We start from the raw sequence: 21849 nt of genomic DNA, 5'->3' as shown, positions 1-21849 counted from the left end.
TGAAACGACCAAGCACAGGGGGGCTGCGGCCCCCCTATTGGATGTACCCCCGGGGCCTTCAATCGCTGCGCGCTACAATAGGGGGAACACCAAGCAACACCGCCACGCCCCGATGCCTACCTACGCCGCAACAGAGAGAATACTGAGCAGCGTCACCACGCCCCGACGCCCACTCACGCAGGCGGCGAAAAAATTGGGGATAGAACCACTCGTTTTCCCTGTTCCGCCAACGGAGTCTCCTGTGGACGGTGCTGGTCCTCAACGGGGGCGTAAAGACGGGCCGCCGGATTCCTATTTGGGACCACTCAACCCGCACGGGAGCCCCTTTTTCTTTGGATTCCAAAAACCGTTCTTTTTCCAGCAGGGAAAAAGAAACGGGTTTTGTCGTCCTCGCAAAGTCCGCACCGTTCAAAACGCCCTGGCGGGCATTTCTCACTCCGCTCCCTTGCTCGTCCTCTCCCCACGCGACCCGCTCCGCTGGGCTCGCGCGGGGACCCCATAATGGCAGTACTACCTTCTTCCCACTGGAAGGGGGAAGGTTTTATAAAAGTGCGGGGCGTACGACCCGGTGCGTGTCTCCTTACGATCCCCTGGCCAGCCGGGCCCTGAGGCCGGAGTAGCGGCGCTGCTGGCGGTCGTTGTGGACCATCTGTGCCACCTTCTCCTCGTCACCCACCAGGATAAAGAGCTCCCGGGCCCGGGTGATGGCGGTGTAGAGGACGCCCCGGGAGAGGAGCATGGGAGAGCCGTCGCTGACGGCCAGGATGACGGCCCGGTACTCGCTGCCCTGGGCCTTGTGGACGGTCATGGCGTAGGCTGGCTCCAGCTCGCCCAGCATCTCGGGGCCGTACTCCACCAGCCGCCCGTCGAAGTCCACGGTGATGACCTCGCCCCGGGGGTCCATGTCGGTGATGCGGCCGATGTCGCCGTTGAAGACCCCCAGACCCGCCGAGCGGCCCTCCCGGTCCTTCCACATGATGTCGTAGTTGTTCTTCACCTGCATGACCCGGTCCCCCAGGCGGAAGAGATAGGGGCCGAACCGCCGCTCCCCCTTGCCGGGCTGGGCGGGGTTGAGGGCCTCCTGGAGCCGCTGGTTGAGGGCCAGGGTGCCGCTCTGATGCTTGCGGGTGGGGGAGAGAACCTGGATCTGGTCGGCGGGGATGCCCATTTTCTCGGGAAGCCGGGTCTTGACCAGCTCTACGATGGTCTCCGCCGTCCGCACCGGGTCCCGGCGGCGGAGAAAGAAGAAGTCCTTCTGATGGTTGGTGAGGTCGGGGAGCTCGCCCCGGTCCACCCGGTGGGCGTTCATGACGATGGCGCTCTCGGCGGCCTGCCGAAAGATCTCGGTGAGGCAGATGGTGGGCACCTTGCCGCTGCGGATAAGGTCGGAGAGAAGGTTGCCCGGCCCCACGGAGGGAAGCTGGTCGGGGTCGCCCACCAGGATGAGGCGGCAGTCGCTGCGCAGAGCGGAGAGGAGGGCCCGCATGAGGGGCACGTCCACCATGGAGGTCTCGTCCACGATGACGGCGTCGGCGGAGAGGGGCTCGTCTTCGTCGTGGGCAAAGATGAGCTGCCCGGTGTGCTGGTCGAACTGGGTCTCCAGCAGCCGGTGAATGGTGGCGGCCTCAGTGCCGCAGGCCTCGCCCAACCGCTTGGCGGCCCGTCCGGTGGGAGCGGCCAGGGCGGTCTCCAGCCCCAGAGCGTCAAAGAGAGCCAGAACGCCCCGGAGACAGGTGGTCTTGCCGGTGCCGGGTCCGCCGGTGAGCAGCATCACCTGCCGCTCCGCCGCCAAGGCCACCGCCTCACGCTGCTGGGGGGCGTAGGTGATGTCCTGGTCAGCCTGGATGGTTTCCAGCAGCCGGTCCAGGTGGGCGGGGGGCAGCAGCTCCCGGGTGCACATCTCCTCCAGCCGCCAGGCCACATACTCCTCCGCCTCCTGGATGGAGGAGAGGTAGCAGGCGTCCTCCCCGGCCACCTCCTCCCGGGTGAGGAGCCCCTGGTGCTCCAGGGAGTCCAGGGCCTCGGTGAGCCCTGGACCTTCCACGCCGATGAGCTGTCCCGTGGCCCACAGCAGCTTCTGGACGGGGAGGAAGGTGTGGCCGTTGTTCAGGTTGTGGGTGAGCTCGAAGAGGATGCCGGCCTCCAGCCGCTGGGGGTCCTCCCCATCCAGGCCGATGGCCAGGGCCAGCTCGTCAGCGGTGGAGAAGGATACACCAAGCTCCTCGTCCACCAGCAGGTAGGGGTTGTCCCGGATCACATCCAGGGCCGGGTCGCCGTAGCGGCGGTAGAGGGGCATGCCCAGCTGGAGGGGCAGTCCATGCTCCCCCAGAAAATCCAGCAGCCGCCGCATTCCCATCTGGAGCCGGAAGGCCTCTCCGATCTGGAGGGCCCGCTTGCGGGTGATGCCCTTGATCTTGGTGAGCTGTTCGGGGTGCTCCTCCAGGACGTTGAAGGTGTCGGAGCCGAACTCCTCCACCAGCCGCCGGGCGGTGGCGGCACCCACCCCCTTGATGGCGCCGGAGGCCAGGTATTCAAAGATGGCCTTTTCTCCTACGGGGATGCGCCGCTCCACGATCTCGGCCTTGAACTGCTCGCCGTAGGAGGAGTGGCGGCCCCAGGTGCCCTGGACGGCCAGACCCTCGCCGGGGGCGGCGCCGGGCATGCAGCCCACCACCGTCACCGGCTCCCCGTCCCCCACGCTGAGGCGGAGGACGGTGTAGCCGTTCTCTTCGTTGCGGAAGATGACGGACTCCACCGTCCCCTCCATCAGGGTGAGCTCTTTGGTCGCCTCCACGTGCATCCTACTTCCTTCCAGTTTAGATAGGACCTTATATGAGGTCCAGGTAATCGGTGAGCCGCTCCATAGGGCAGACCAGCACTTCGGGCAGGCTGTTGGCCAGGGCGGCGGCTACGGCCTTGCCCTTCGTGTCCAGACCGGCATCGGCGATGAGCACGGCATAGTGCCGGGCTCCCCCCAGCCGCAGCCACAAAAGCTCCTTCACAGTCTGCTCCAGGCCGGAGCCGTCCCCCCGGGCGGCCACCACGGCGCAGGCGCCGGGCTGGTCACCGGCCTGGGCGAACATGGCCCGGCGGAAGAGAAGCCACAGGGCGGAAAAGAGGCCAAAAACGGCCAGCAGGGACAGAATGATCTCTCCAGCAGCGTACAGCAAAACGATCCACCTCCGCGCCATCCTATGCGCGGAGGTGGGAAAAGGTCAAAAGATTGAGGTGAAACCGTAGGTGATACCGGTGATCAGGAACCCGGCGATGAGGACGCCGGCGAAGATGGCGGGCATGGCCTTTCGCAGGCGCATGTCCAGGAAGGCGGCCACCAGGGCGCCGGTCCAGCCGCCGGTGCCGGGCAGGGGGATGGCCACGAAGATCATCAGGCCCAGATAGCGGTATTTGGTGACTTTGCGGCCCTTCAGGTGGGCCTTGGCCTCCAGCTTGTCCAGGAGCCGGTCAAACTGGGGCAGATGGCGGCGCATCCACTTGAAAATGCTGCGGATGTAGACCACGATGAAGGGCAGAGGGATCATGTTGCCGATGACGGCGGCCACAAAAGCAGCAAAGTGGGACAGTCCGTGTGCCACTCCCCAGGGGATGCCGAAGCGCAGTTCCAGGACGGGTACCATGGAGACCAATATGGTGGAGAGGGCGGCGCCCAGCTCCGTGTCGCTCAAAGCTTGCAGGAGATCCAAGATTCGTTCACCTCAGGGACCATTGTACCATACCGGACGGGCGGTTGACGATAAAGATTTTGTGAAATCTTTGGCAGGGGCCGCCTGAGGCCGCCCGCCGGCGGTCCCCTGCCCCCCGTGCGCCGGCGGCGTTACGAAGTAAGCCGACGGTGCAAGCAGCGTAGCAATAGAAGACTTGGGGGGTACATCCAATAGGGGGGCCGCAGCCCCCTGTGCTTGGCCGTTTCAAGGGGGAGAGTCCAGAGAGGGGGGAAATCGGAATCCCCCCTCTCTGGGGTGTCTTTGGTTCCTTTCTGCACAAGCAGAAAGGAACGCCTCCAGCAGGGTGGACAACACCGCGAACAGAAATCACTTTTGTTTAGAAGAAAATCATTTTGCGACCATCTCCGATGGAGAGCGGCCTCCGGCGGGCCCCTTTCTGAATGACCAGAAAGGGGCGAAAGAGTCAGTCAAGGAGGGGGATTTCGATTTCCCCCTCCTTGACAATCCTCCCCTTAAAACGACCAAACACAGGGGGGAGCTGCGGCTCCCCCCTATTGGAAGTACCTCCCGAGCTCTTCTATTGTTGCGCTATTTGCACCGACGGCTCACTCCGTAACGCCGTCGGTGCTCGAGGGATAGGGGACCACCGGTGGGCGGCCACAAGCCGCCCCTATGGCTCTTCCGCTTTTTTGGCGCCGGGAAAAACGCCATCCAAAGTCAGGTCCAGACCCAACTCCCGTCCCAAAAGATCACACACCAGCCGGGACACCGACACACCCCGTTCGGCGGCAGCGGCTTTGATTGTCTCTTTGTATTCGATTGGCACGTTCGCAACAATTTGATAGTAGCGGCGACGGTGAAAATCATTGACCGCCTTTTGCGAGTACGCCATATAACTGTCCCTCCAATGTGTAGCCACATTATCCCATCATGAAAGGGCACAATAAATAGTCATTAACTATGTCGAATTTGACAGTTGAATAGTTTATAACTATGCTATATAATAATATTGAGGTGATCATGATGGATCAATTCTTGCCATGGCTCTATGCCCGCTATATCTATCCCTACCAGGAGGAGCACGTCCAGGGGAGCGGCTACGAGCTGGACCTCTCCCTCATGGACGGTAATCTGGACCCGGAGGAGCGGGTGAACTTCGACAAGAGCCGGGAGTTTTTCTCCCTCCAGGCCTTTGTGCTGGGGCTGCGGACGGGGCTGGGCCTGTCGGAGAGCTTTTGGCCCAAAGGAGGTGCTTAACCCCGCTCCAGCACGGCTTTCAGGTAGTGGCCGGTGTAGGAGGCGGCGCATTGCGCCACCTCCTCGGGGGTGCCGGTGGCCACGATCTGGCCGCCGCCGTCTCCGCCCTCTGGACCCAGGTCGATGATGTGGTCTGCGGTCTTGATGACGTCCAGATTGTGCTCGATGACCACCACGGTGTTGCCCACCTCCACCAGCTTCTGCAACACCTCGATGAGCTTGTGGACATCGGCGGTGTGGAGGCCGGTGGTGGGTTCGTCCAGGATATAGATGGTCTGGCCGGTGGAGCGCTTGGCCAGTTCGGTGGCCAGCTTGACCCGCTGGGCCTCGCCGCCGGAGAGCTCGGTGGAGGGCTGGCCCAGCTTCACGTAGCCCAGGCCCACCTCCTGGAGGGTCTTGATCTTGTTGTAGAGCCGGGGGAGGTTCTCGAAGAAGGGGAGGGACTCCTCCACCGTCATGTCCAGCACCTCGTAGATGTTCTTGCCCTTGTAGCGGACCTCCAGGGTCTCCCGGTTGTACCGCTTGCCCTTGCACACCTCGCAGGGGACGTAGATGTCGGGGAGGAAGTGCATCTCGATCTTGATGAGACCGTCGCCGGAGCAGGCCTCGCACCGTCCGCCCCGGACGTTGAAGGAGAACCGGCCCGGCCCGTAGCCCCGGGCCTTGGCGTCGGGGGTGGAGGCAAAGAGGTCCCGGATGTCGTTGAAGAGACCGGTGTAGGTGGCCGGGTTGGACCGGGGGGTCCGGCCGATGGGGGACTGGTCAATGTCGATGACCTTGTCCAGGTACTCCTCCCCCTCGATGCCGGCGTGCTTGCCGGGGCGGGTCTTGGCCCGGTTCAGGTCGGCGGCCAGCCGCTTGTAGAGGATCTCGTTGACCAGGGAGGACTTGCCGGAGCCGGACACGCCGGTGACGCAGGTAAAGGTCCCCAGGGGGATGGACACATCCACGCTGCGGAGGTTGTTCTCCGATGCCCCCCGGATGGTGAGGAAATGGCCGTTGCCCGCCCGGCGGTGGTCGGGAACGGGCACCTTCTTCCGCCCGGAGAGGTAATCTCCGGTGATGGAACCGGGGGTGTTCATGATCTCCTCGGCGGTGCCGCAGGCCACCACCTGACCGCCGTGGACGCCGGCGCCGGGGCCGATGTCCACGATATAGTCGGCGGCCCGCATGGTGTCCTCGTCGTGCTCCACCACCAGCAGGGTGTTGCCCAGGTCCCGCAGGTGCTTCATGGTGTCCAGCAGCATGTCGTTGTCCCGCTGGTGGAGGCCGATGGAGGGCTCGTCCAGGATATAGAGGACCCCCATGAGGGAGGAGCCGATCTGGGTGGCCAGGCGGATGCGCTGGCTCTCGCCGCCGGAGAGGGTGGCGGCGGCCCGGCTCAGGGTCAGGTACTGGAGGCCCACCGACTGGAGGAAGCCCAGGCGGCTCTTGATCTCCTTCAAAATGCGCTCGGCGATGCGCATTTTCTGCTCGCTGAGGGTGAGGCTATCGATGAAGGCCAGGGCCTCGGTTACCGACTTGTGGCAGAAATCGTCGATGTTGATATCCCCCACGGTGACGGCCAGGGCCTCCTTCCGGAGCCGCTTGCCGCCGCAGTCGGGGCAGGGCCGCTGGCTCATGCAGTCCTCCAGGTCCCGGCGCATGGCGTCGGACTGGGTCTCCCGGTAGCGGCGCTCCAGGTTGTTGACCACGCCCTCGAAGGCCTGCATCAGGGTGCCCTGGCCGTTCTCCCGCTCATAGGTGAGCTTGAGCTTCTCCCCCTTGGTGCCGTAGAGGATGATGTCCATCACCTCGGGGGGCAGGTCCTTCACCGGGGTGGTGAGCTTGAACTTGTACTGCTTGGCCAGGGCCTCGAAGTACATCCGGGAGATGGAGTCCCCCTTCACGTTGTTCCAGCCGCTGGCGGTGATGGCGCCTTCCAGGATGGAGAGGTCCTTGTTGGGGATGATGAGGTCCACATCCACCTTCAGCTGGGAGCCCAGGCCGGTGCAGGTGGGGCAGGCGCCGAAGGGGTTGTTGAAGGAGAACATCCGGGGGGAGAGCTCCTCGATGGAGATGCCGCAGTCCTCACAGGCGTAGTTCTGGGAGAAGAGGATGTCCCGGTCCTCCCCCACGATGTTGATGAGGACCAGCCCACCGGAGAGGTTGGAAGCGGTCTCCACCGAGTCGGTGAGCCGCCGGGCGATGTCGGCCCGGATGACCAGTCGGTCCACCACCACCTCAATGTTGTGCTTTTTGTTCTTGTCCAGCTTGATCTCCTCGGTGAGGTCGTAGATGGAGCCGTCGGCCCGGACCCGGACATAGCCGGAGCGCCGGGCGTCCTCAAAGATCTTCTGGTGTTCGCCCTTCTTGCCCCGGATGACGGGGGCCATGACCTGGATGCGGGTGGCCTCGGGGAGAGCCATCACCTGGTCGATGATCTGGTCGATGGTCTGCTGCTTGATCTCCTTGCCGCACTTGGGGCAGTGGGGGGTGCCCACCCGGGCCCACAGGAGGCGGAGGTAGTCGTAGATCTCGGTGACGGTGCCCACGGTGGACCGGGGGTTTTTGGAGGTGGTCTTCTGGTCGATGGAGATGGCGGGGGAGAGGCCGTCGATGTAGTCCACATCGGGCTTTTCCATCTGGCCCAAAAACATCCGGGCGTAGGAGGAGAGGGACTCCACATACCGCCGCTGGCCCTCGGCGTAGATGGTGTCGAAGGCCAGGGAGGACTTGCCGCTGCCGGACAGGCCCGTGAGCACCACCAGCTTGTCCCGGGGGATGGTGACGTCGATGTTTTTCAGATTGTTGGCGCGGGCGCCCTTGACATAAATATGGTCGAGCATAAAGTCATTCCTTGCCTGTTCAATTATTTTGTGCGTCCTCGTCCAGGACGGCCAGCTCGTAGATCACCGGACGGACGCCGTCGGTACAGCAGAGGATGCGCCGGTCCTCGTGAGAGTACCAGTCGTTGACGAGAGGCCCGTTGGCCAGGGTGGAGATACCCCGGTAGAGGTCAATCCAGGCCCAGGGGCACAGACCCTCCGGCTTCTCCGCGCCGCCCTCGTAGTAGAACACATCTCCGACGTTCTGGAAGGGGCAGGGACCGGCTTCCCGGCCCTCGGTGAGGTAGCGGTCAGCCAGCTCTGGGTAAAATTCAGTTTTCAGCACCGTAATTTTTACCTTTTTCATCGGATATCCTCCTCATAGTAGCAGTCCTCCCGCCATTTGGCCGGATCAAAGAGTGGAAAGAGGCTATTACTTGCCCCTCAATTCGATGATGCGGTCGCGGAGGACGGCGGCGTACTCGAACTCCAGCCGCTTGCTAACCTCCTTCCTCGCCCCGCACGGCCAAGGCCGTGCAGGGGACCCGGTGGGAGATTTCACATGCTCGGGCGAAGTGAATTCGCCCTGCGCCGCCCCGCTTTGCGGGGTCCCGAAGGAGCTGAAGGAGGCTATTACTTGCCTCTCAATTCGATGATGCGGTCTCGGAGGACAGCGGCGTACTCGAACTCCAAACGCTTCGATGCCTCCTTCATCTCCTTCTCCAGCTTTTCAATGGCGGCGTCCCGCTCCTTCTTGGAGAGCTTGGTCTTGTTCCGCAGGAGCTGTTCGCTCTCCTCCTCGGCGGCGGAGAGCTCGATGACGTCCCGCACCGACTTGATGATGGTCTTGGGGACGATGCCGTGCTCCTTGTTGAAGGCGTCCTGCTTCTTCCGGCGGCGCTCGGTCTCCCCGATGGCGGCCATCATGGAGGGGGTCATCTTGTCGGCGTACATGATGACCAGGCCATCGGCATTTCGGGCGGCCCGGCCGATGGTCTGGATGAGGGAGGTCTCAGACCGGAGGAAGCCCTCCTTGTCGGCGTCCAGAATGGCCACCAGGCTCACCTCCGGGAGGTCCAGGCCCTCGCGGAGCAGGTTGATGCCCACCAGCACGTCGTAGGTGCCCAGCCGCAGGTCCCGGATGATCTCCTGACGCTCGATGGTATCGATGTCGTGGTGCATGTACTGCACCTTGATGCCGGCATTTTTCAGGTAGGCGGTCAGGTCCTCTGCCATCTTCTTGGTCAGCGTGGTGACCAGCACCCGCTCCTTGCGCTCCACCCGCTGGTTGATCTCCCCGATGAGGTCGTCGATCTGGCCCTCCACCGGGCGCACGTCGATCTTGGGGTCCAGCAGACCGGTGGGGCGGATGACCTGCTCCACGATCTGGCCCGAGCGGGTCTTTTCATACTCGCCAGGCGTGGCCGAAACGTACACAACTTGATTTACTCTCTGTTCAAATTCGTCAAATTTCAACGGCCTGTTATCAAAAGCGCAGGGCAGACGGAAGCCGTAATCCACCAATGTGGTCTTGCGGGCGTGGTCGCCGTTGTACATGGCCCGGACCTGGGGAAGGGTCACGTGGGACTCATCAATGAACATGAGGAAGTCCTTCGGGAAGTAATCCATGAGGGTCATGGGAGCGGAGCCGGCGGGCCGGCCGGCGATGGGCCGGGAGTAGTTCTCGATGCCGGAGCAGTAGCCCAGCTCCTGCATCATCTCAATGTCGTACATGGTCCGCTGCTTGATGCGCTGGGCTTCCACCAGCATGTCCCGCTCCTGGAACCAGGCCACCCGCTCCTCCAGCTCCTTGTAGATCTCCTTGATGGCCTTGTCCATTTTCTCCTTGGGAGTGATATAGTGGCTGGCGGGGAAGATGGGGATGTGCTCCAGCCGGCGGACAGGGGTGCCGGTGACCACGTTGATCTCGCTGATGCGGTCGATCTCGTCCCCAAAATACTCCACCCGGATGGCGGTGTCCTTGTAGTAGGCCGGCCACAGCTCCACCGTGTCCCCCCGGACCCGGAACATGTTGCGCTCGAAGGCGATGTCGTTGCGCTCATAGCGGATCTCGATGAGCCGCTTCAAAAGCTCGTCCCGGGGGAACTCGGCGCCCACCCGGAGGGGGACCATCATCTTGGCGTAGTCGTCGGGCTCGCCCAGGCCGTAGATGCAGGAGACGGAGGAGACCACGATGACGTCCCGGCGCTCGATGAGGGAGGCGGTGGCGGAGAGCCGCAGCCGGTCGATCTCGTCGTTGGTGGCAGAGTCCTTCTCGATGAAGGTGTCGGTGTGGGGGATATAGGCCTCAGGCTGGTAGTAGTCGTAGTAGGAGACGAAGTACTCCACCGCGTTGTGGGGGAAGAACTCCTTGAACTCAGCGCACAGCTGGGCGGCCAGGGTCTTGTTGTGGGCCAGCACCAGGGTAGGGCGCTGGACGGCCTCGATGACCTTGGCCATGGTGAAGGTCTTGCCCGAGCCGGTGACGCCCAGCAGGGTCTGCTCAGAGAGGCCGTTTTCGATGCCGGCGGCCAGGGCGGCGATGGCCTCGGGCTGATCGCCGGCTGGCTGATAGGGAGAGACGACTTCAAAATCTGGCACGGGCAAAGACCTCCTCACATGGATTTGGGCGCCTACAGCGCCCGATGCACCAACATTCTAACAAAACATTTGTTCTATTGCAATAGAAAAAGGAAGGCTTTTCCTCAGTCGGAAAAGAATCCGCTGTCCTTCAGGGAGACCATGTCGTCATCGGTAAAAATAAGGTGGTCCAGCAACTCCACATCCACGCTCCGGAGGATGGCACGGAGCTGTTGGGTACTCATGAGGTCGGCGTTGGAGGGCAGAGCCAGACCGGAGAGGTGATTGTGGGCCAGAATGGCGGCGGTGGCGTTGTGGGCCAGCACAATCTCCACCATCTTTCTAGGGGTGATCTCGGCGGCGTTCACCGTGCCCTCATCCAGCTTGTGGCAGCCCAATACCTTATATTTCCCATCCAGACACACCAGATACGCCATTTCGTACCGGGCGCCCTGGGAAAAATAGGGCCGCAGGTACTGCCCGGCGGCCTGGGTGGAGTCCAGGATGGTGCCCATACCGGCCCGGTCGGCCTGGTAGCGGCCGGAGAGCACGGGAATGAGCTTGAGGAGGACGGCGGTATGCTCCCCCACGCCGGGGACCTGCTCCAGGGCCTCGGGGCGGGCGTCCAGCACCCCGGCCAGTGAGCCGAACCGGTCCAGCAGCCGGTGGGCCAGACCGTTCACGTCTCCCTGAGGAATGGCGTAGCACAGCAGCAGCTCCAGGAGCTGGTGGTCATGGAAGCCGTCACTGTGGTTGAGAAACTGTTCCTTGAGCCGCTTGCGGTGGCCGTCGTGGAGTCCCATGATGACGCCCCTCCTTTCCTGCGCAGTTGAGAAGCGGCCCTCCGCCGGACCCGCCGCGGCGGGGGCTGAGGGCCGCCATGATGTCAATGCCTGATTACGCCTTGGGGCCGTACTGCTCCAGATAAGCCTCCATCTTTGCCTTCATCTCGTCGTCGATGTAGACCTTGCCGTCGATCTCCCGGTTGTGGAGGAAGGCGATGATCTCCCGGACGGTGACGATGGGGTAGACGGCGATGCCGTGGTCCTGGCGCAGCTCGTCCAGGGTGGAGCAGTCCTTGGTGCCCCGCTCCATCCGGTCCACGGAGACGATGAGGGCCTTCATGTGCACGTCGGCCACGTGCTTGAAGAGCTCGATGGACTCCCGGACGGCGGTGCCGGCGGTGACCACGTCCTCCACGATGACCACGTCGTCGCCGTCCTGGGGCTTGTAGCCCACCATGGAGCCGCCCTCGCCGTGGTCCTTGGCCTCCTTGCGGTTGAAGCAATAGGGGAGGTCACGGTCATAGTTGCGGTAGAGGGAGGCGGCAGCGGAGACGGCCAGGGGGATGCCCTTGTAGGCGGGGCCGAAGAGGCAGGTGACGCCGTCGGGCAGATTCTGCTGGATGCAGGCGGCGTAGTAGTCGCCCAGCTTGGCGGCCTGAGCGCCGGTCTTGTAGTTGCCGGTGTTGATGAAGTAGGGGGTCTTGCGGCCGGACTTGGTGGTGAAGTCACCGAAGGTGAGCACGCCGGAGCGCACCATAAAGGTGATGAATTCCTCTTTGTAGGTCATGGACATGTGATGGCACCCTTTCCCATGTTTTGCGCCCTGGGCGGCAGCCCGGGCGGTCTGGTCAGTAAATACCATTATACAACATTCGGGACTTCTTGACAATGGGAGAAGGCCCAGGCAAGTTTCCACAGGCTGTGGAATATACTTCCCCGAGAAGGGAGGTGTTCCCTTGAAGTGGGACTCCACGTCGATGCGGTACGGCACCCTGCTGCTCACCGCTACCGGCCTTGTGAATCAGCTTCTGGGTTTTGTCTACCGGATCCTCCTCTCCCGGCTGGTGGGGGCGGAGGTCATGGGGCTTTATCAACTGGTCATGCCGGTCTTTTCCGTGCTGCTCTCCGTGACCGCCATCGGCCTTACGGCGGCGGTGGCCAACCTTACCGCTCAGTACCGTGCCCTGGGCAGGGAGACGGCGGCGGAGCAGGTTTTGAGGCGCTGCCTGGTGCTCCTGGTCTGTCTGCTGGCCCTGCCCGCCTTGGCTCTCATCCTCCTCTCCGACCCCATCTCGGTCTATATCCTGGGGGATGCCCGGACCCGATTGGGCCTGCTGCTGCTGCCCCCCTGCGTTCTCCTCACCGGTGTGGAAAACCTCCACAAGCACGCCTTCTACGGTGCCGGTCTGGTGCGGCCCCCCGCCTTCTCCGAGGTGCTGGAGCAGGTGGTCCGCACTGCCGCCGTGCTAGGCCTCCTCCTCCTCTTCCTGCCCCAGAACCCGGAGCGGACGGTGGGCCTCATCGTGGCGGGTATGGTGATCTGTGAGGTCTTTTCCGCCTGTACCCTGACTACGCTTTGGCATCGTCAGCGGCGGGGCGGCGGAGCGCCGGAGCCGGGGAGGGTCCTGGACCGGTGCATCGCCAAGGTGGCCCTGCCGGTAGCGGCCACCGCCCTGCTGGGCAACCTGATGGGCTCGGCCTGCGCCGTCCTCATCCCCCAGAAGCTGGTGGCGGGGGGCATGGAGGTCTCCCAGGCCGTTTCCTCCTTCGGCGTCATGTTCGGTATGTCGCTGCCCATGCTGGGCCTGCCCACCGCTTTCATCTCCGCTCTGGGGCTGGTCCTCATGCCCAGGCTCTCCCAGGCCGCCGCCCTGGGCCGTTGGGAGGAGGTGCGCAGGAGGGTCAGCGGTGCTATGCTGGCCACCTCGGTGCTCATGCTCCCGGCCATGGCCCTGCTGTCGGTGCTGGGCCCAGACCTGGCCGTCCTGCTCTTCCGGGAGCAGGCTGCCGGGGCCTACCTGCCCCCGCTGGCGGTGTCGGTGGCCCTCTCCTGCTACCGCTCCGTCCTGGCCTGTTCCCTCAACGGGGTGGGGCGGCAGGCTGCCGCCGCCCGCAACGCCCTCATCGCCGGGGCGGCGGAACTGGGACTCACCGCCCTCACCGTGGGCATCCCCGGAGTGGGGCTCAAGGGCTATGTGGCCGCCGCACTGGTCAGTGAGCTGCTGGGGGTGTGTCTCAACCTGGTTTCCCTGTGCCGGTGTGCCGGACTCCGGCCGGAATTCTTCCGCTGGCTCACCGCTCCGGGTCTGGCTGCCGTCCTTATGGGCCTGGACGTTAACCTCCTCTTCCACATCCTCCAGGATCGGGGACTCTCCAAGGGCGGGAGTGGAGTGGTCTGCCTCGTTTTCGGCGCCCTGATCTATCTGGCCACGCTGTCCGCCCAGGGCATTTCCCTGGGAGAGCTGTTGGGAGTGAAGAAAAAAAGGGTATGCCACCGGGGCAGGACGTGGTAAACTAAAGAAAAACAGAAAAGGAGATGGGGTCATGAGAGCACTAGTGACAGGCGCCAGCTCGGGCATCGGACGGGAGATCGCGAAGGTACTGGCGGAGCGGGGGTATGATCTCATCCTGACTGCCCGGCGGGCCGACCGACTGCGGGAGCTGGCGGATGAGCTGCCGGTGAAGGTGGAGGTGATCCCCGCCGATCTCACTGACCGGGCTCAGGTGAAGGCCCTGTGGGAGCAGGTAAAGGATCAGGACATCGACATTCTGGTGAACAACGCCGGCCGGGGGCTTTTTGGGCCCTTTGACGAGACCGATTTGAATACCGAGCTGGAGATGCTGGAGGTCAATATCGTGGCCCTCCACACCCTCACCAAGCTGTTCCTGCCCAAGATGAAGGCCCGGGGACGGGGACACATTCTGAATGTGGCCTCTTCGGCGGCCTTCCTGCCGGGGCCTCTCCTGTCCTCCTACTACGCCTCCAAGGCCTATGTCCTCCGGCTCTCTGAGGCGGTGGCCGAGGAGCTGCGCCGGGCGAAAAGTAAGGTGACCATCAGTGTCCTTTGCCCCGGGCCGGTGCCCACAGAGTTTGACCAGGTGGCCGATGTGCGGTTCTCCATCCCGGGGATGGACAGTACTTCAGTGGCCCGGCTGGCGGTGGCTGGCACCCTCCGGGGGCAGCTCCTCATCCTGCCCGGAGTGCGGATGAAGGCGGTCCACTTCTTCCAGCGCTTTGTGCCCGACCCGGTGCTGGCACGGCTGTGCTGGCGGGTGCAGCGGCGGAAGAGCGGATTGGACTGACAGGAAAGCAAACGCCCGCTGTCCGTCGGGACAGCGGGCGTTTCATGTCGTTACAGCAGCTCACGGAGAAGGGGCTCGAACTGGACGCCTTCCAGTATAGGTGTGCCGGCGGCCAGGGTGCGTGCCACAGATTTCTGGATAAAATCCACGGCACGGGCGGTGGACTCAGACAGGGTCTCTCCCCGGAGGAGACTGCCCAGGAGAACAGCGGAGAAGAGGTCGCCGGTGCCGAAGAAACGGCCCGGCTCCAGAGGTGCCATGGCAAAGCGGATCTTGCCGCTGCGGCAGTCCAGACAGCCGGCGCCAAGTGCCTTGAGAGCGAAGCTGACACCGGTGACCACCACAGAGCGTTTGCCGTCCAGGGAGAGACGGCGGAGCCACTCCTCCATACCGGCCTGGCTGGTGGGGATATGATCGAAGGGCTCGCCCAAGAGGAGGGCGGCCTCGGTGAGATTGGGGGTGATGAGATCGGCTTCGGCGGCGAGCTGGATCATCTGCTGGCACATCTCAGGGGTGTAGGTGCGGTAGACCCGGCCGTGGTCGCCCATAACGGGGTCGATGAGGACCAGGGTCTCCCGTTGGCGGAACTGCCGGATCAGGCGGCGGAGCACATCGATCTGCTGCAGAGAGCCGAGAAAGCCAGAGTAGATGGCGTCAAAGGAGGTGTGGAGGGCCTCCCAGTGTAGCAGGGTCTGTTCCATCGTGCCGGTGAGGTCCTGGAAGGCGGCGGTCTCCGGCGCGGGGAAGGCGGTGTGGGCGGAGAGGACCGCCGTGGGCAGCGGACAGCACTGGGCGCCCATGACAGAGAGGACCGGCAGGATCACCGAGAGAGAACAGCGGCCCAATCCCGACAGATCCTGGACGGCGGCCACCTTTGGCGTACGGTTCATGGAATCCCTCCCGTGCGTCTGCCCCCGGCTGGGGTGAGACGCGTATTCTTGTGCCCCCATGATACCACGTTCCACAGCGCTGTGCAATTGACTTTTTGCATGTGAAATGGTAGAATATGACCTGTGTTCGACAGAGAAGAAATGTCAAATACGCGCCTGTGATGGAATTGGTAGACATGCGAGATTTAGGTTCTCGTGTCGAGAGACGTGCGGGTTCGAGTCCCTTCAGGCGCACCATGGCGAGTGTTCTTATAGCATTTGAAACGCTGTAAGAACACTCGTCTTTTTTTGTTGTTTTCATCCGGCGATGGTGGATGGGGCGTAGTTGACGACTACGCCCTTTCTGGCGTTTACGGACACCTCCGGGGCGGGCAGCGGGATGAGGTCGGGGATCTCGATGGCGCCCACGCAGTTGTAGTGGATGCGGAGCCGCTGCTCCCACACCCCGTCTACCTTCTCGGCGTTGAATACCTCGATCTTCTCGATGAGCTCGTTGAGCATCCGGGGCGTCAGCTTGCGGGCGCGGGTGTAATGGGTGGAAGTACAGGTCCCACGGTTGCCCTTGTAGTTGGAGCAGTTAAAATACTTGATGTCGGGGTTGCCCTGATTGAAATGAAAGTGCAGGTTGTGTCCGCAGTCGGCGCAGACCAGAAGGCCGGAGAACATATTGCGTTCCCCCTCATGGGTACGGCGCTTGCGGATCTTGCCGCGCTTCTGCCGGACCTGTTCAAAGACCGACCGCTCAATGATGGGTTCGTGGACGTCCTGGAAGATGACCCAGTTTTCCCGGTTATTGGCAAGCCGCTTTTTGTTCTTGTACGACTTGGAGTAGGTCTTGAAGTTAAGAATATCACCGCAATAATGCGGGGGTTCTGTATGGGGGTCCTTCTTCAGGGCGTAGTCGATGTCGTACTTCTTCGCCACCGCCGAAAACGCCTTGATGTTCTGCTCCGTGATCTCAATGTTGGTCAGGGAGGCCCCATGCTGTTTGAGCTGGTGAAGGGTCTGTTTCCCCTGGTGGAGGGTGCGCTGGGAGGGCTTTTTCTGCATCTCCTCCAGCACCTTTGAACTGCCCCAGATTGTGCGGACAGTACAAAAAAGAGCCCTTAGTAGGAAAGATTAAGTTTTAAGCGGAGAGGCGTCGCGCCAGCGGCGCCTCTCCAGTTTTTAACTGGATGCGCTCATGGTTATAGAAGTAAATATAGCGGTCAATCATCTCATTGGCTTCGGAAAAGGTCGCCGGTTTGTGGCGGTAAATACATTCTGTTTTGAGGATAGAGAAGAAATTTTCCGCCATGGCGTTGTCGTACGGGTTTCCTTTCCTTGACATGGATGGTGTGATTCCGTATGCTTGAGTCAGATTGAAGTATGCTGCAGAGGTGTACTGAAATCCTTGGTCGCTGTGGAGCTGCAACTCCGCAGCGACCCTCTTTTTCTCCTGTTTCATTGCCAGATGAACGGTATCCAGAACCAAATTCACTGTCTGCTGGGTTCCAGTCTTGTAGGCGATGATGCTGTTGTCATAGAGGTCCCGGATTATGGAAAGGTACAGCACACCCTGCCTGGTGTGGATGTAGGAGATGTCTGTTACCCATTTGCTGTTAGGTTTGTCCGCATGGAACTCCCTGTTCAGCAGATTCCTGTATTTGTGTGCCTGCCGCCCCATCTGCTGCCATTTCCTGCGGCGGCGGATCTCCGAGAGCAGATCATATTTCTTCATGATTCGCAGCACAGTTTTGGGATTGCAGAAGATATTCCGGCTTTTCAGCCACAGCCACATCCGCCGGTAGCCGTAGGTGCGGAAGCTGCGTTCCCGCTGCTGTGCGATGAGCCCCGCAAGAGCCGCATCCTTTTCTGGCTTGCCTAGGCGATGGACAAAAGCATAGTAGCCGCTTCTGGACACTCCAAAGAATTTGCACATGACTGCCACTGGATACTCTGTCCTGTGACGATAGATGATATGATACTTTACCTTTGCTCTCACTTCCTTTCTGTGAAGCGCAGAAAATCCCGCAGTAGTTTATTTTCCATGCGAAGCCGTTGGATCTCACAGGCCTGCTCTGCCACAACGTCTCCTGGCGCAGCATCTTTTCTCGGCCGTCCTTTCGGTCGTGGGCGGATTCCGGCTTCCAGTTTTCGTTCTTTACGGCGCTCACGCTCAAGTAGTCTTTTTACCACCTGCTTATTCCGGAAGCCATAGTATTCTGCGACTTCCCGCTGTGTTTTCCCCTCTGCCAACATGGCCTTGATCTCTGGTAAAAGCATTTGAACGTGTGTGTAATTTCGTTTCTTCATGACAAAACCCCCTGATGTAGTCTATTTTCCTACATCAGGGGGGCTTTTGTCACTGTCCGTTTTTACTGGATCTGTTCACTTCTTCAGGGCCTTTTGGAGCAGGTCCGCGGTCATCTTGCCCGCCTCCACCGAGAGGGAGACCGCGCCCTGGGTGATTTCTTCCTGCATAGGCACTACCTCCTTTCTCCGCCGCCGTACAGGTCATGGCTCACCAGGGAGGTGTAGTAGCTGCCGATGGTGGCCGGGGCGTTATACAGGGCGGCCAGCAGGTATTTCTTGATGTTGCGGACATAGGTGGTGTTCTCCCGCATCCGGTCCAGCACATACTCGATGTGGGAGCTGTCCAGCTTCAGGAACCGGGACTTGACCACCTCCGCCGGATAGTCGTCCCCGGCAATGCGGATGGTCTCCCGACGGGAGCATACCGTGTCCACCATGAGCTCCACCAGCTCGTCCAGGCGGTCCCGGTCAAGCTGATGGCTCTGGATGAGGTAGTCATACTCGATGTTCTCCAAAATCAATTCCCGATAATGTAGCTTTATTTTCCTACATTAGGGGGCCTTTTGTCTATTGTCCGGTTTTACTGGAGCTGTTCAAACTGCGCCGCCGGCCTCCTTTTTGTCTCACATAGGATCGGGGGCGCGGTTGTATTTCCAATGAAAAGCAGGTATAATAAACTGAACAACTGTTCCGGGCCGCCTGACCCGGCAGAGATTGAGAAAGAAAAGGAGCGTGTCCTCATGTCCAACATCTGGCACGATATCAGCCCTGACCGCATCAAGCCCGAAGACTTCGTGGCCGTCATTGAGATCCCCAAGGGCAGCAAGAAGAAGTACGAACTGGATAAGGAGACCGGCCTCATCATTCTGGACCGGGTCCTCCACACCTCCACCCACTACCCCGCCAATTACGGCTTCATTCCCCGCACCTACGGCGACGACGGAGACCCGCTGGACGTACTGGTCCTCTGCTCTGAGGCCATGGACCCCCTGACCCTGGTGCGGGTCTATCCCATTGGCTTCATCTCCATGCTGGACGGCGGAAAGAACGATGAGAAGATCATCGCCATCCCCTTCTCCGACCCCACCTACAACAACTATAAGGACATCTGGGAGCTGCCCGGCCACATCTTTGACGAGATGGCCCACTTCTTCTCGGTCTACAAGGCCCTGGAGGGGAAGGAGGCCGTGGCCGGCGACGTCAGCGACCGGAAGGCCGCCGTGGAGGTCATCCAGCGGGCCATGGACCATTACAGCGAGAGCTTCCTGGGTGTGACCCGCTCCTCCGTCGGAAAGCCCAGTTCCAACCGCTGAGCGGGACGGTATTTTCATCAAACCTTAAGACTTTTTTCGTTCCCTTTTATACTTTCCTGTAGTAAAATATAGACCATTGACAGGAATACACGCCTCTTTTTGCCCAAGGGCGGAGGCGGAGAAAGTGAGGACAACGGATGGAGCGGACCTTTGACTGTCTGGTGATCGGCGCGGGCTACGCGGGTGCGGTGGCGGCCCGGGAGCTGGCGGAGCGCGGCGGAAAGCGGGTGCTGGTGCTGGAGCGCCGGGACCATGTGGGCGGCAATGCCTATGACTGCCTGGACGAAAGCGGCGTGCTCATTCACCAGTACGGCCCCCATATCTTCCACACCGCCAGCAAGCGGGTGTACGACTGGCTCAGCCGGTTCACCCAGTGGCGGGACTACCAGCACCGGGTGCTGGCCAACGTCCACGGCGCGTACATGCCGGTCCCCTTCAACCTGACCTCGCTCCACATGGCCTTCCCGGCCGAGCAGGCCGCCCGGCTGGAGGAGAAGCTCCTCTCCGCGTATGGGGAGGGGGCACGGGTCACCATCCTGGCCCTGCGGGAGAACGACGACCCGGAGATCCGGGCGGTGGCCGACTATGTGTATGAAAACGTCTTCGTCCACTACACCATGAAGCAGTGGGGCCAGACCCCGGAGGAGATCGACCCGGCCACCACCGCCCGGGTGCCCGTGCTGCTGAGCCGGGACGACCGGTATTTCCAAGACCCTTACCAGGGCATGCCCCTGGAGGGCTACACCCCCATGTTCCAGAAGATCCTGGACCACCCCAATATCACCGTGGAGCTGGGGGTGGATGCCCGGGACCGGCTGGAGCTGACCGAGCAGGGCGCCAAGCTGGACGGAGCGCCCTTTGCCGGTACCGTGATCTACACCGGCCAGGTGGACGAGCTCTTCGGTTTCCGGTATGGCCGTCTGCCCTACCGCACCCTGGACTTCGGCTTTGAGACCCTGGCCATGGACCGGTTCCAGCCGGCGGCTACGGTGAACTACACGGTGAGCGAGGACTACACCCGCATCACCGAGTACAAGCAACTCACCGGCCAGGAGCTGCCCGGTGTGACCACCATCATGAAGGAGTACTCCCGCGCCTATACCGGCGCGGCGGGTGAGACCCCCTACTACGCCATCATCAACCCGGAAAACAACGCCCTCTATGAGAAGTACCGGGCTCTGGCCGAGGGCTGCGGCGACCTCCGCCTGCTGGGGCGTCTGGCCGAGTATAAATACTACAACATGGATGCCATCGCCCTCCGTGCCCTGGAGCTGTGCGACGGGCTTTTACAGAAGTGACAGGAGCGGATTTTGTGAAATTGCTGACATTCGCGGTGCCCTGCTATAATTCCGAGGCCTATATGGAACACTGCATCCAAACCCTGCTGGAGGGCGGGGAGGATGTGGAGATCATCCTCATTGACGACGGCTCCAAGGACAACACCGGCGCCATCGCCGACCGCTACGCGGCGGAGTATCCCACCATCGTCAAGGCGGTCCACCAGGAGAACGGCGGCCACGGCGAGGGTGTCAACCAGGGTCTGCGCCGGGCCACCGGCCTTTACTACAAGGTGGTGGACTCCGACGACTGGGCCGATGTGGACGCCCTCAAAAAGGTGGTGGAGAAGCTGCGGGAGTTCTCCCAGATGGAGAAGCCGGTGGACCTGCTCGTGTGCAACTACGTCTATGAGCACGTGGAGGACAACACCCAGAAGGTCATGGGCTATGCCAACGTCTTCCCCCGGGAGAAGGTCTTCACCTGGGAGGAGATCGGTCGGTTCCGGCCCTCCCAGTACCTGCTGATGCACTCGGTGTTCTACCGCACCCAGCTGCTGCGGGACTGCGGCCTGGAGCTGCCCAAGCACACCTTCTATGTGGACAACATCTTCGTCTATCAGCCCCTCCCCTTCGTGGAGACCATCTATTATATGGACCTGGACTTCTACCGCTACTTCATCGGCCGGGCCGACCAGAGCGTCAACGAGCAGGTGATGGTCAAGCGGGTGGACCAGCAGGTCCGGGTGACCAAGCTGATGATCGAGGCCCATGACCTCCGGAAGGTGGCGGCCCAGCACCGCCGCCTGAGCCGGTATATGTTCAACTACCTGGCCATGATGATGACCATCTCCTCCATCTTCCTTCTCATCGACGGCTCCCCCGCCGCCCTGGGAAAGAAGACTGAGCTGTGGGAGTACATGCGCACAGTGGACCCGGGCATCTATCACAAGATGAAATACCGGGCCATCTCCGCTGTGAGCAATTTCCCGGGCTACCAGGGGCGCAAGCTCTCTGTGAGCCTGTACCGGCTGGCCCGGCGGATCTACAAATTCAACTGACGTAAGGCAGAGAGCGCGGTCCAGCCACGGGCCGCGCTCTTTCAAGAAAAATGGAGGAAAGGAGGCGTGGATATGTCGCCCTGGCTGATCTTATTACTGGCGCTGCTGGGCGGCGGACTGGCGCTGGCCGCCGTCTTTTACTGGACGGCCCGGCGGCGGGATCTGGTCCGGCGGCCGGTGGAGAAGCGGGTGGGCTACGGTGCCCGGAAGACCCTGCTCATCTACCAGCCCTCCAACCGGGGCAAAAACCACGCCATCGCCTGGGCGCTGGCCAGAGCCCTGGCCAGGGCGGGCCATACCGTCACCCTCAACTATCCCTCCCCGGTGCTGGGCTACGATCCCCAGAGCTACGACCTGCTCATCTTCGGCGGCAGCGTCTATATGGGGGAGGTGGGCCGGCCGCTGAAGGACTACCTCTCCTCCCTGCGCTTCCATGGAAAGCAGGTCCTCCTCTTCGTAGTAGGGGATCTGGAGCAGTCGCCGGAGCTGGCGGGGCTGCGTCTGTGCGTCCCCGAGGGAAACCAGGTCCGCTCCATCAAGATTCGTCCGGGGGAGGAGAAGAAGCTCTGCCAGTTTGCCCTGGGATGAGGCCTTGCATTTT

Annotated in this window: 20 protein-coding genes, 1 tRNA gene and 1 pseudogene; 8 read left to right on the top strand and 14 right to left on the bottom strand. The window is 61.9% G+C overall.

Annotated elements, in window-relative coordinates; translation table 11 throughout:
- Window positions 1–580 precede the first annotated feature (580 nt).
- The 4 genes from recD2 to E0E29_RS02335 all read right to left on the bottom strand — a co-directional run bounded on the left by recD2 (window position 581) and on the right by E0E29_RS02335 (window position 4575).
- Window positions 581–2794, bottom strand: coding sequence for an SF1B family DNA helicase RecD2 (gene recD2, locus E0E29_RS02350; protein WP_423202427.1), 2214 nt, complete (start codon window positions 2792–2794; stop codon window positions 581–583).
- Window positions 2795–2828: 34 nt separating this feature from the next.
- Window positions 2829–3170: a hypothetical protein gene (locus E0E29_RS02345; RefSeq protein WP_130848468.1), complete on the bottom strand. Its 342-nt coding sequence runs from the start codon at window positions 3168–3170 to the stop codon at window positions 2829–2831.
- Between the two features lie 45 nt (window positions 3171–3215).
- Complete coding sequence (locus E0E29_RS02340) at window positions 3216–3701, bottom strand: COG2426 family protein (protein WP_341273091.1); 486 nt, start codon at window positions 3699–3701, stop codon at window positions 3216–3218.
- A 652-nt stretch (window positions 3702–4353) separates the two neighbouring features.
- Entirely contained in the window at window positions 4354–4575 is a 222-nt protein-coding gene (locus E0E29_RS02335) for a hypothetical protein (RefSeq protein ID WP_130848467.1), read from the bottom strand.
- Window positions 4576–4706: 131 nt separating this feature from the next.
- Here E0E29_RS02335 and E0E29_RS02330 point away from each other — a divergent pair, with 131 nt between their 5' ends.
- Window positions 4707–4940, top strand: coding sequence for a hypothetical protein (locus E0E29_RS02330; protein ID WP_130848466.1), 234 nt, complete (start codon window positions 4707–4709; stop codon window positions 4938–4940).
- On the opposite strand, the gene uvrA is transcribed toward E0E29_RS02330, so the two are convergent.
- From uvrA to pyrE, 5 genes are all read right to left on the bottom strand, one after another.
- Complete coding sequence (gene uvrA, locus E0E29_RS02325; RefSeq protein ID WP_130848465.1) at window positions 4937–7768, bottom strand: excinuclease ABC subunit UvrA; 2832 nt, start codon at window positions 7766–7768, stop codon at window positions 4937–4939. The two genes, E0E29_RS02330 and uvrA, sit on opposite strands and share 4 nt — an antisense overlap.
- 19 nt (window positions 7769–7787) lie before the next feature.
- Window positions 7788–8114 (bottom strand): TIGR04076 family protein, encoded by a 327-nt coding sequence (locus E0E29_RS02320; RefSeq protein ID WP_130848464.1) that lies wholly within the window; start codon window positions 8112–8114, stop codon window positions 7788–7790.
- Window positions 8115–8380: 266 nt separating this feature from the next.
- Window positions 8381–10348 carry an excinuclease ABC subunit UvrB gene (uvrB, locus tag E0E29_RS02315; protein WP_130848463.1) on the bottom strand — a complete coding sequence of 656 codons (1968 nt, stop codon included), beginning with the start codon at window positions 10346–10348 and terminating at the stop codon, window positions 8381–8383.
- 104 nt (window positions 10349–10452) lie between these two features.
- The gene (locus E0E29_RS02310; protein ID WP_130848462.1) at window positions 10453–11130 is read right to left on the bottom strand and encodes a JAB domain-containing protein; all 678 of its coding nucleotides are present in this window, start codon (window positions 11128–11130) and stop codon (window positions 10453–10455) included.
- 94 nt (window positions 11131–11224) lie between these two features.
- A complete protein-coding gene (gene pyrE, locus E0E29_RS02305) occupies window positions 11225–11899 on the bottom strand; it encodes an orotate phosphoribosyltransferase (RefSeq protein WP_130849050.1) in 675 nt (224 codons plus the stop codon).
- 169 nt (window positions 11900–12068) lie between these two features.
- Between pyrE and E0E29_RS02300 the strand changes: the two genes are divergently transcribed.
- Entirely contained in the window at window positions 12069–13625 is a 1557-nt protein-coding gene (locus E0E29_RS02300; protein WP_242622341.1) for an oligosaccharide flippase family protein, read from the top strand.
- A 31-nt stretch (window positions 13626–13656) separates the two neighbouring features.
- Window positions 13657–14415 (top strand): SDR family NAD(P)-dependent oxidoreductase, encoded by a 759-nt coding sequence (locus E0E29_RS02295; RefSeq protein ID WP_130848461.1) that lies wholly within the window; start codon window positions 13657–13659, stop codon window positions 14413–14415.
- Window positions 14416–14465: 50 nt separating this feature from the next.
- On the opposite strand, the gene E0E29_RS02290 is transcribed toward E0E29_RS02295, so the two are convergent.
- Window positions 14466–15305: a pyridoxamine kinase gene (locus E0E29_RS02290; protein ID WP_130848460.1), complete on the bottom strand. Its 840-nt coding sequence runs from the start codon at window positions 15303–15305 to the stop codon at window positions 14466–14468.
- Window positions 15306–15457: 152 nt separating this feature from the next.
- Between E0E29_RS02290 and E0E29_RS02285 the strand changes: the two genes are divergently transcribed.
- Window positions 15458–15542: transfer RNA gene (locus E0E29_RS02285), tRNA-Leu, on the top strand.
- A gap of 60 nt (window positions 15543–15602) precedes the next feature.
- Here E0E29_RS02285 and E0E29_RS02280 read toward each other — a convergent pair.
- The 4 genes and pseudogenes from E0E29_RS02280 to E0E29_RS02265 all read right to left on the bottom strand — a co-directional run.
- Window positions 15603–16355, bottom strand: a complete 753-nt coding sequence (locus E0E29_RS02280; protein ID WP_242622340.1) for a DUF3801 domain-containing protein — start codon at window positions 16353–16355, stop codon at window positions 15603–15605.
- A gap of 76 nt (window positions 16356–16431) precedes the next feature.
- A complete protein-coding gene (locus tag E0E29_RS02275; protein WP_242622339.1) occupies window positions 16432–17235 on the bottom strand; it encodes an IS3 family transposase in 804 nt (267 codons plus the stop codon).
- Window positions 17236–17285: 50 nt separating this feature from the next.
- Window positions 17286–17600: an imidazolonepropionase gene (locus E0E29_RS02270; protein ID WP_130848458.1), complete on the bottom strand. Its 315-nt coding sequence runs from the start codon at window positions 17598–17600 to the stop codon at window positions 17286–17288.
- Window positions 17601–17773: 173 nt separating this feature from the next.
- Window positions 17774–18130: pseudogene (locus tag E0E29_RS02265) on the bottom strand (DUF6017 domain-containing protein); the annotation flags it as partial.
- Between the two features lie 210 nt (window positions 18131–18340).
- Here E0E29_RS02265 and E0E29_RS02260 point away from each other — a divergent pair.
- The 4 genes from E0E29_RS02260 (at window position 18341) to E0E29_RS02245 (ending at window position 21836) form a co-directional block, all read left to right on the top strand.
- The gene (locus E0E29_RS02260) at window positions 18341–18913 is read left to right on the top strand and encodes an inorganic diphosphatase (protein ID WP_130848457.1); all 573 of its coding nucleotides are present in this window, start codon (window positions 18341–18343) and stop codon (window positions 18911–18913) included.
- A 137-nt stretch (window positions 18914–19050) separates the two neighbouring features.
- On the top strand, window positions 19051–20211 hold the full coding sequence (glf, locus tag E0E29_RS02255) for a UDP-galactopyranose mutase (protein ID WP_130848456.1): 1161 nt from the start codon (window positions 19051–19053) through the stop codon (window positions 20209–20211).
- Window positions 20212–20225: 14 nt separating this feature from the next.
- Window positions 20226–21248, top strand: coding sequence for a glycosyltransferase family 2 protein (locus tag E0E29_RS02250; protein WP_130848455.1), 1023 nt, complete (start codon window positions 20226–20228; stop codon window positions 21246–21248).
- 72 nt (window positions 21249–21320) lie between these two features.
- Window positions 21321–21836: a flavodoxin family protein gene (locus E0E29_RS02245; protein WP_130848454.1), complete on the top strand. Its 516-nt coding sequence runs from the start codon at window positions 21321–21323 to the stop codon at window positions 21834–21836.
- Window positions 21837–21849 lie beyond the last annotated feature (13 nt).

The sequence above is a fragment of the Intestinimonas timonensis genome (assembly GCF_900626145.1).
GTDB classification, from domain to species: domain Bacteria; phylum Bacillota; class Clostridia; order Oscillospirales; family Oscillospiraceae; genus Intestinimonas; species Intestinimonas aquisgranensis.
The sequence above is the reverse complement of the archived record's forward strand: the minus strand, read 5'-3'. Positions and strand labels throughout refer to the sequence as shown.

Coding starts and splice junctions, on each gene's coding strand:
- E0E29_RS02335 (WP_130848467.1), bottom strand. CDS start 4,575: ATGGCGTACTCGCAAAAGGCGGTCAATGATTTTCACCGTCGCCGCTAC.
- E0E29_RS02330 (WP_130848466.1), top strand. CDS start 4,707: ATGGATCAATTCTTGCCATGGCTCTATGCCCGCTATATCTATCCCTAC.
- uvrA (WP_130848465.1), bottom strand. CDS start 7,768: ATGCTCGACCATATTTATGTCAAGGGCGCCCGCGCCAACAATCTGAAA.
- E0E29_RS02320 (WP_130848464.1), bottom strand. CDS start 8,114: ATGAAAAAGGTAAAAATTACGGTGCTGAAAACTGAATTTTACCCAGAG.
- E0E29_RS02310 (WP_130848462.1), bottom strand. CDS start 11,130: ATGGGACTCCACGACGGCCACCGCAAGCGGCTCAAGGAACAGTTTCTC.
- pyrE (WP_130849050.1), bottom strand. CDS start 11,899: ATGACCTACAAAGAGGAATTCATCACCTTTATGGTGCGCTCCGGCGTG.
- E0E29_RS02295 (WP_130848461.1), top strand. CDS start 13,657: ATGAGAGCACTAGTGACAGGCGCCAGCTCGGGCATCGGACGGGAGATC.
- E0E29_RS02290 (WP_130848460.1), bottom strand. CDS start 15,305: ATGAACCGTACGCCAAAGGTGGCCGCCGTCCAGGATCTGTCGGGATTG.
- E0E29_RS02280 (WP_242622340.1), bottom strand. CDS start 16,355: ATGCAGAAAAAGCCCTCCCAGCGCACCCTCCACCAGGGGAAACAGACC.
- E0E29_RS02270 (WP_130848458.1), bottom strand. CDS start 17,600: ATGAAGAAACGAAATTACACACACGTTCAAATGCTTTTACCAGAGATC.
- E0E29_RS02260 (WP_130848457.1), top strand. CDS start 18,341: ATGTCCAACATCTGGCACGATATCAGCCCTGACCGCATCAAGCCCGAA.
- glf (WP_130848456.1), top strand. CDS start 19,051: ATGGAGCGGACCTTTGACTGTCTGGTGATCGGCGCGGGCTACGCGGGT.
- E0E29_RS02245 (WP_130848454.1), top strand. CDS start 21,321: ATGTCGCCCTGGCTGATCTTATTACTGGCGCTGCTGGGCGGCGGACTG.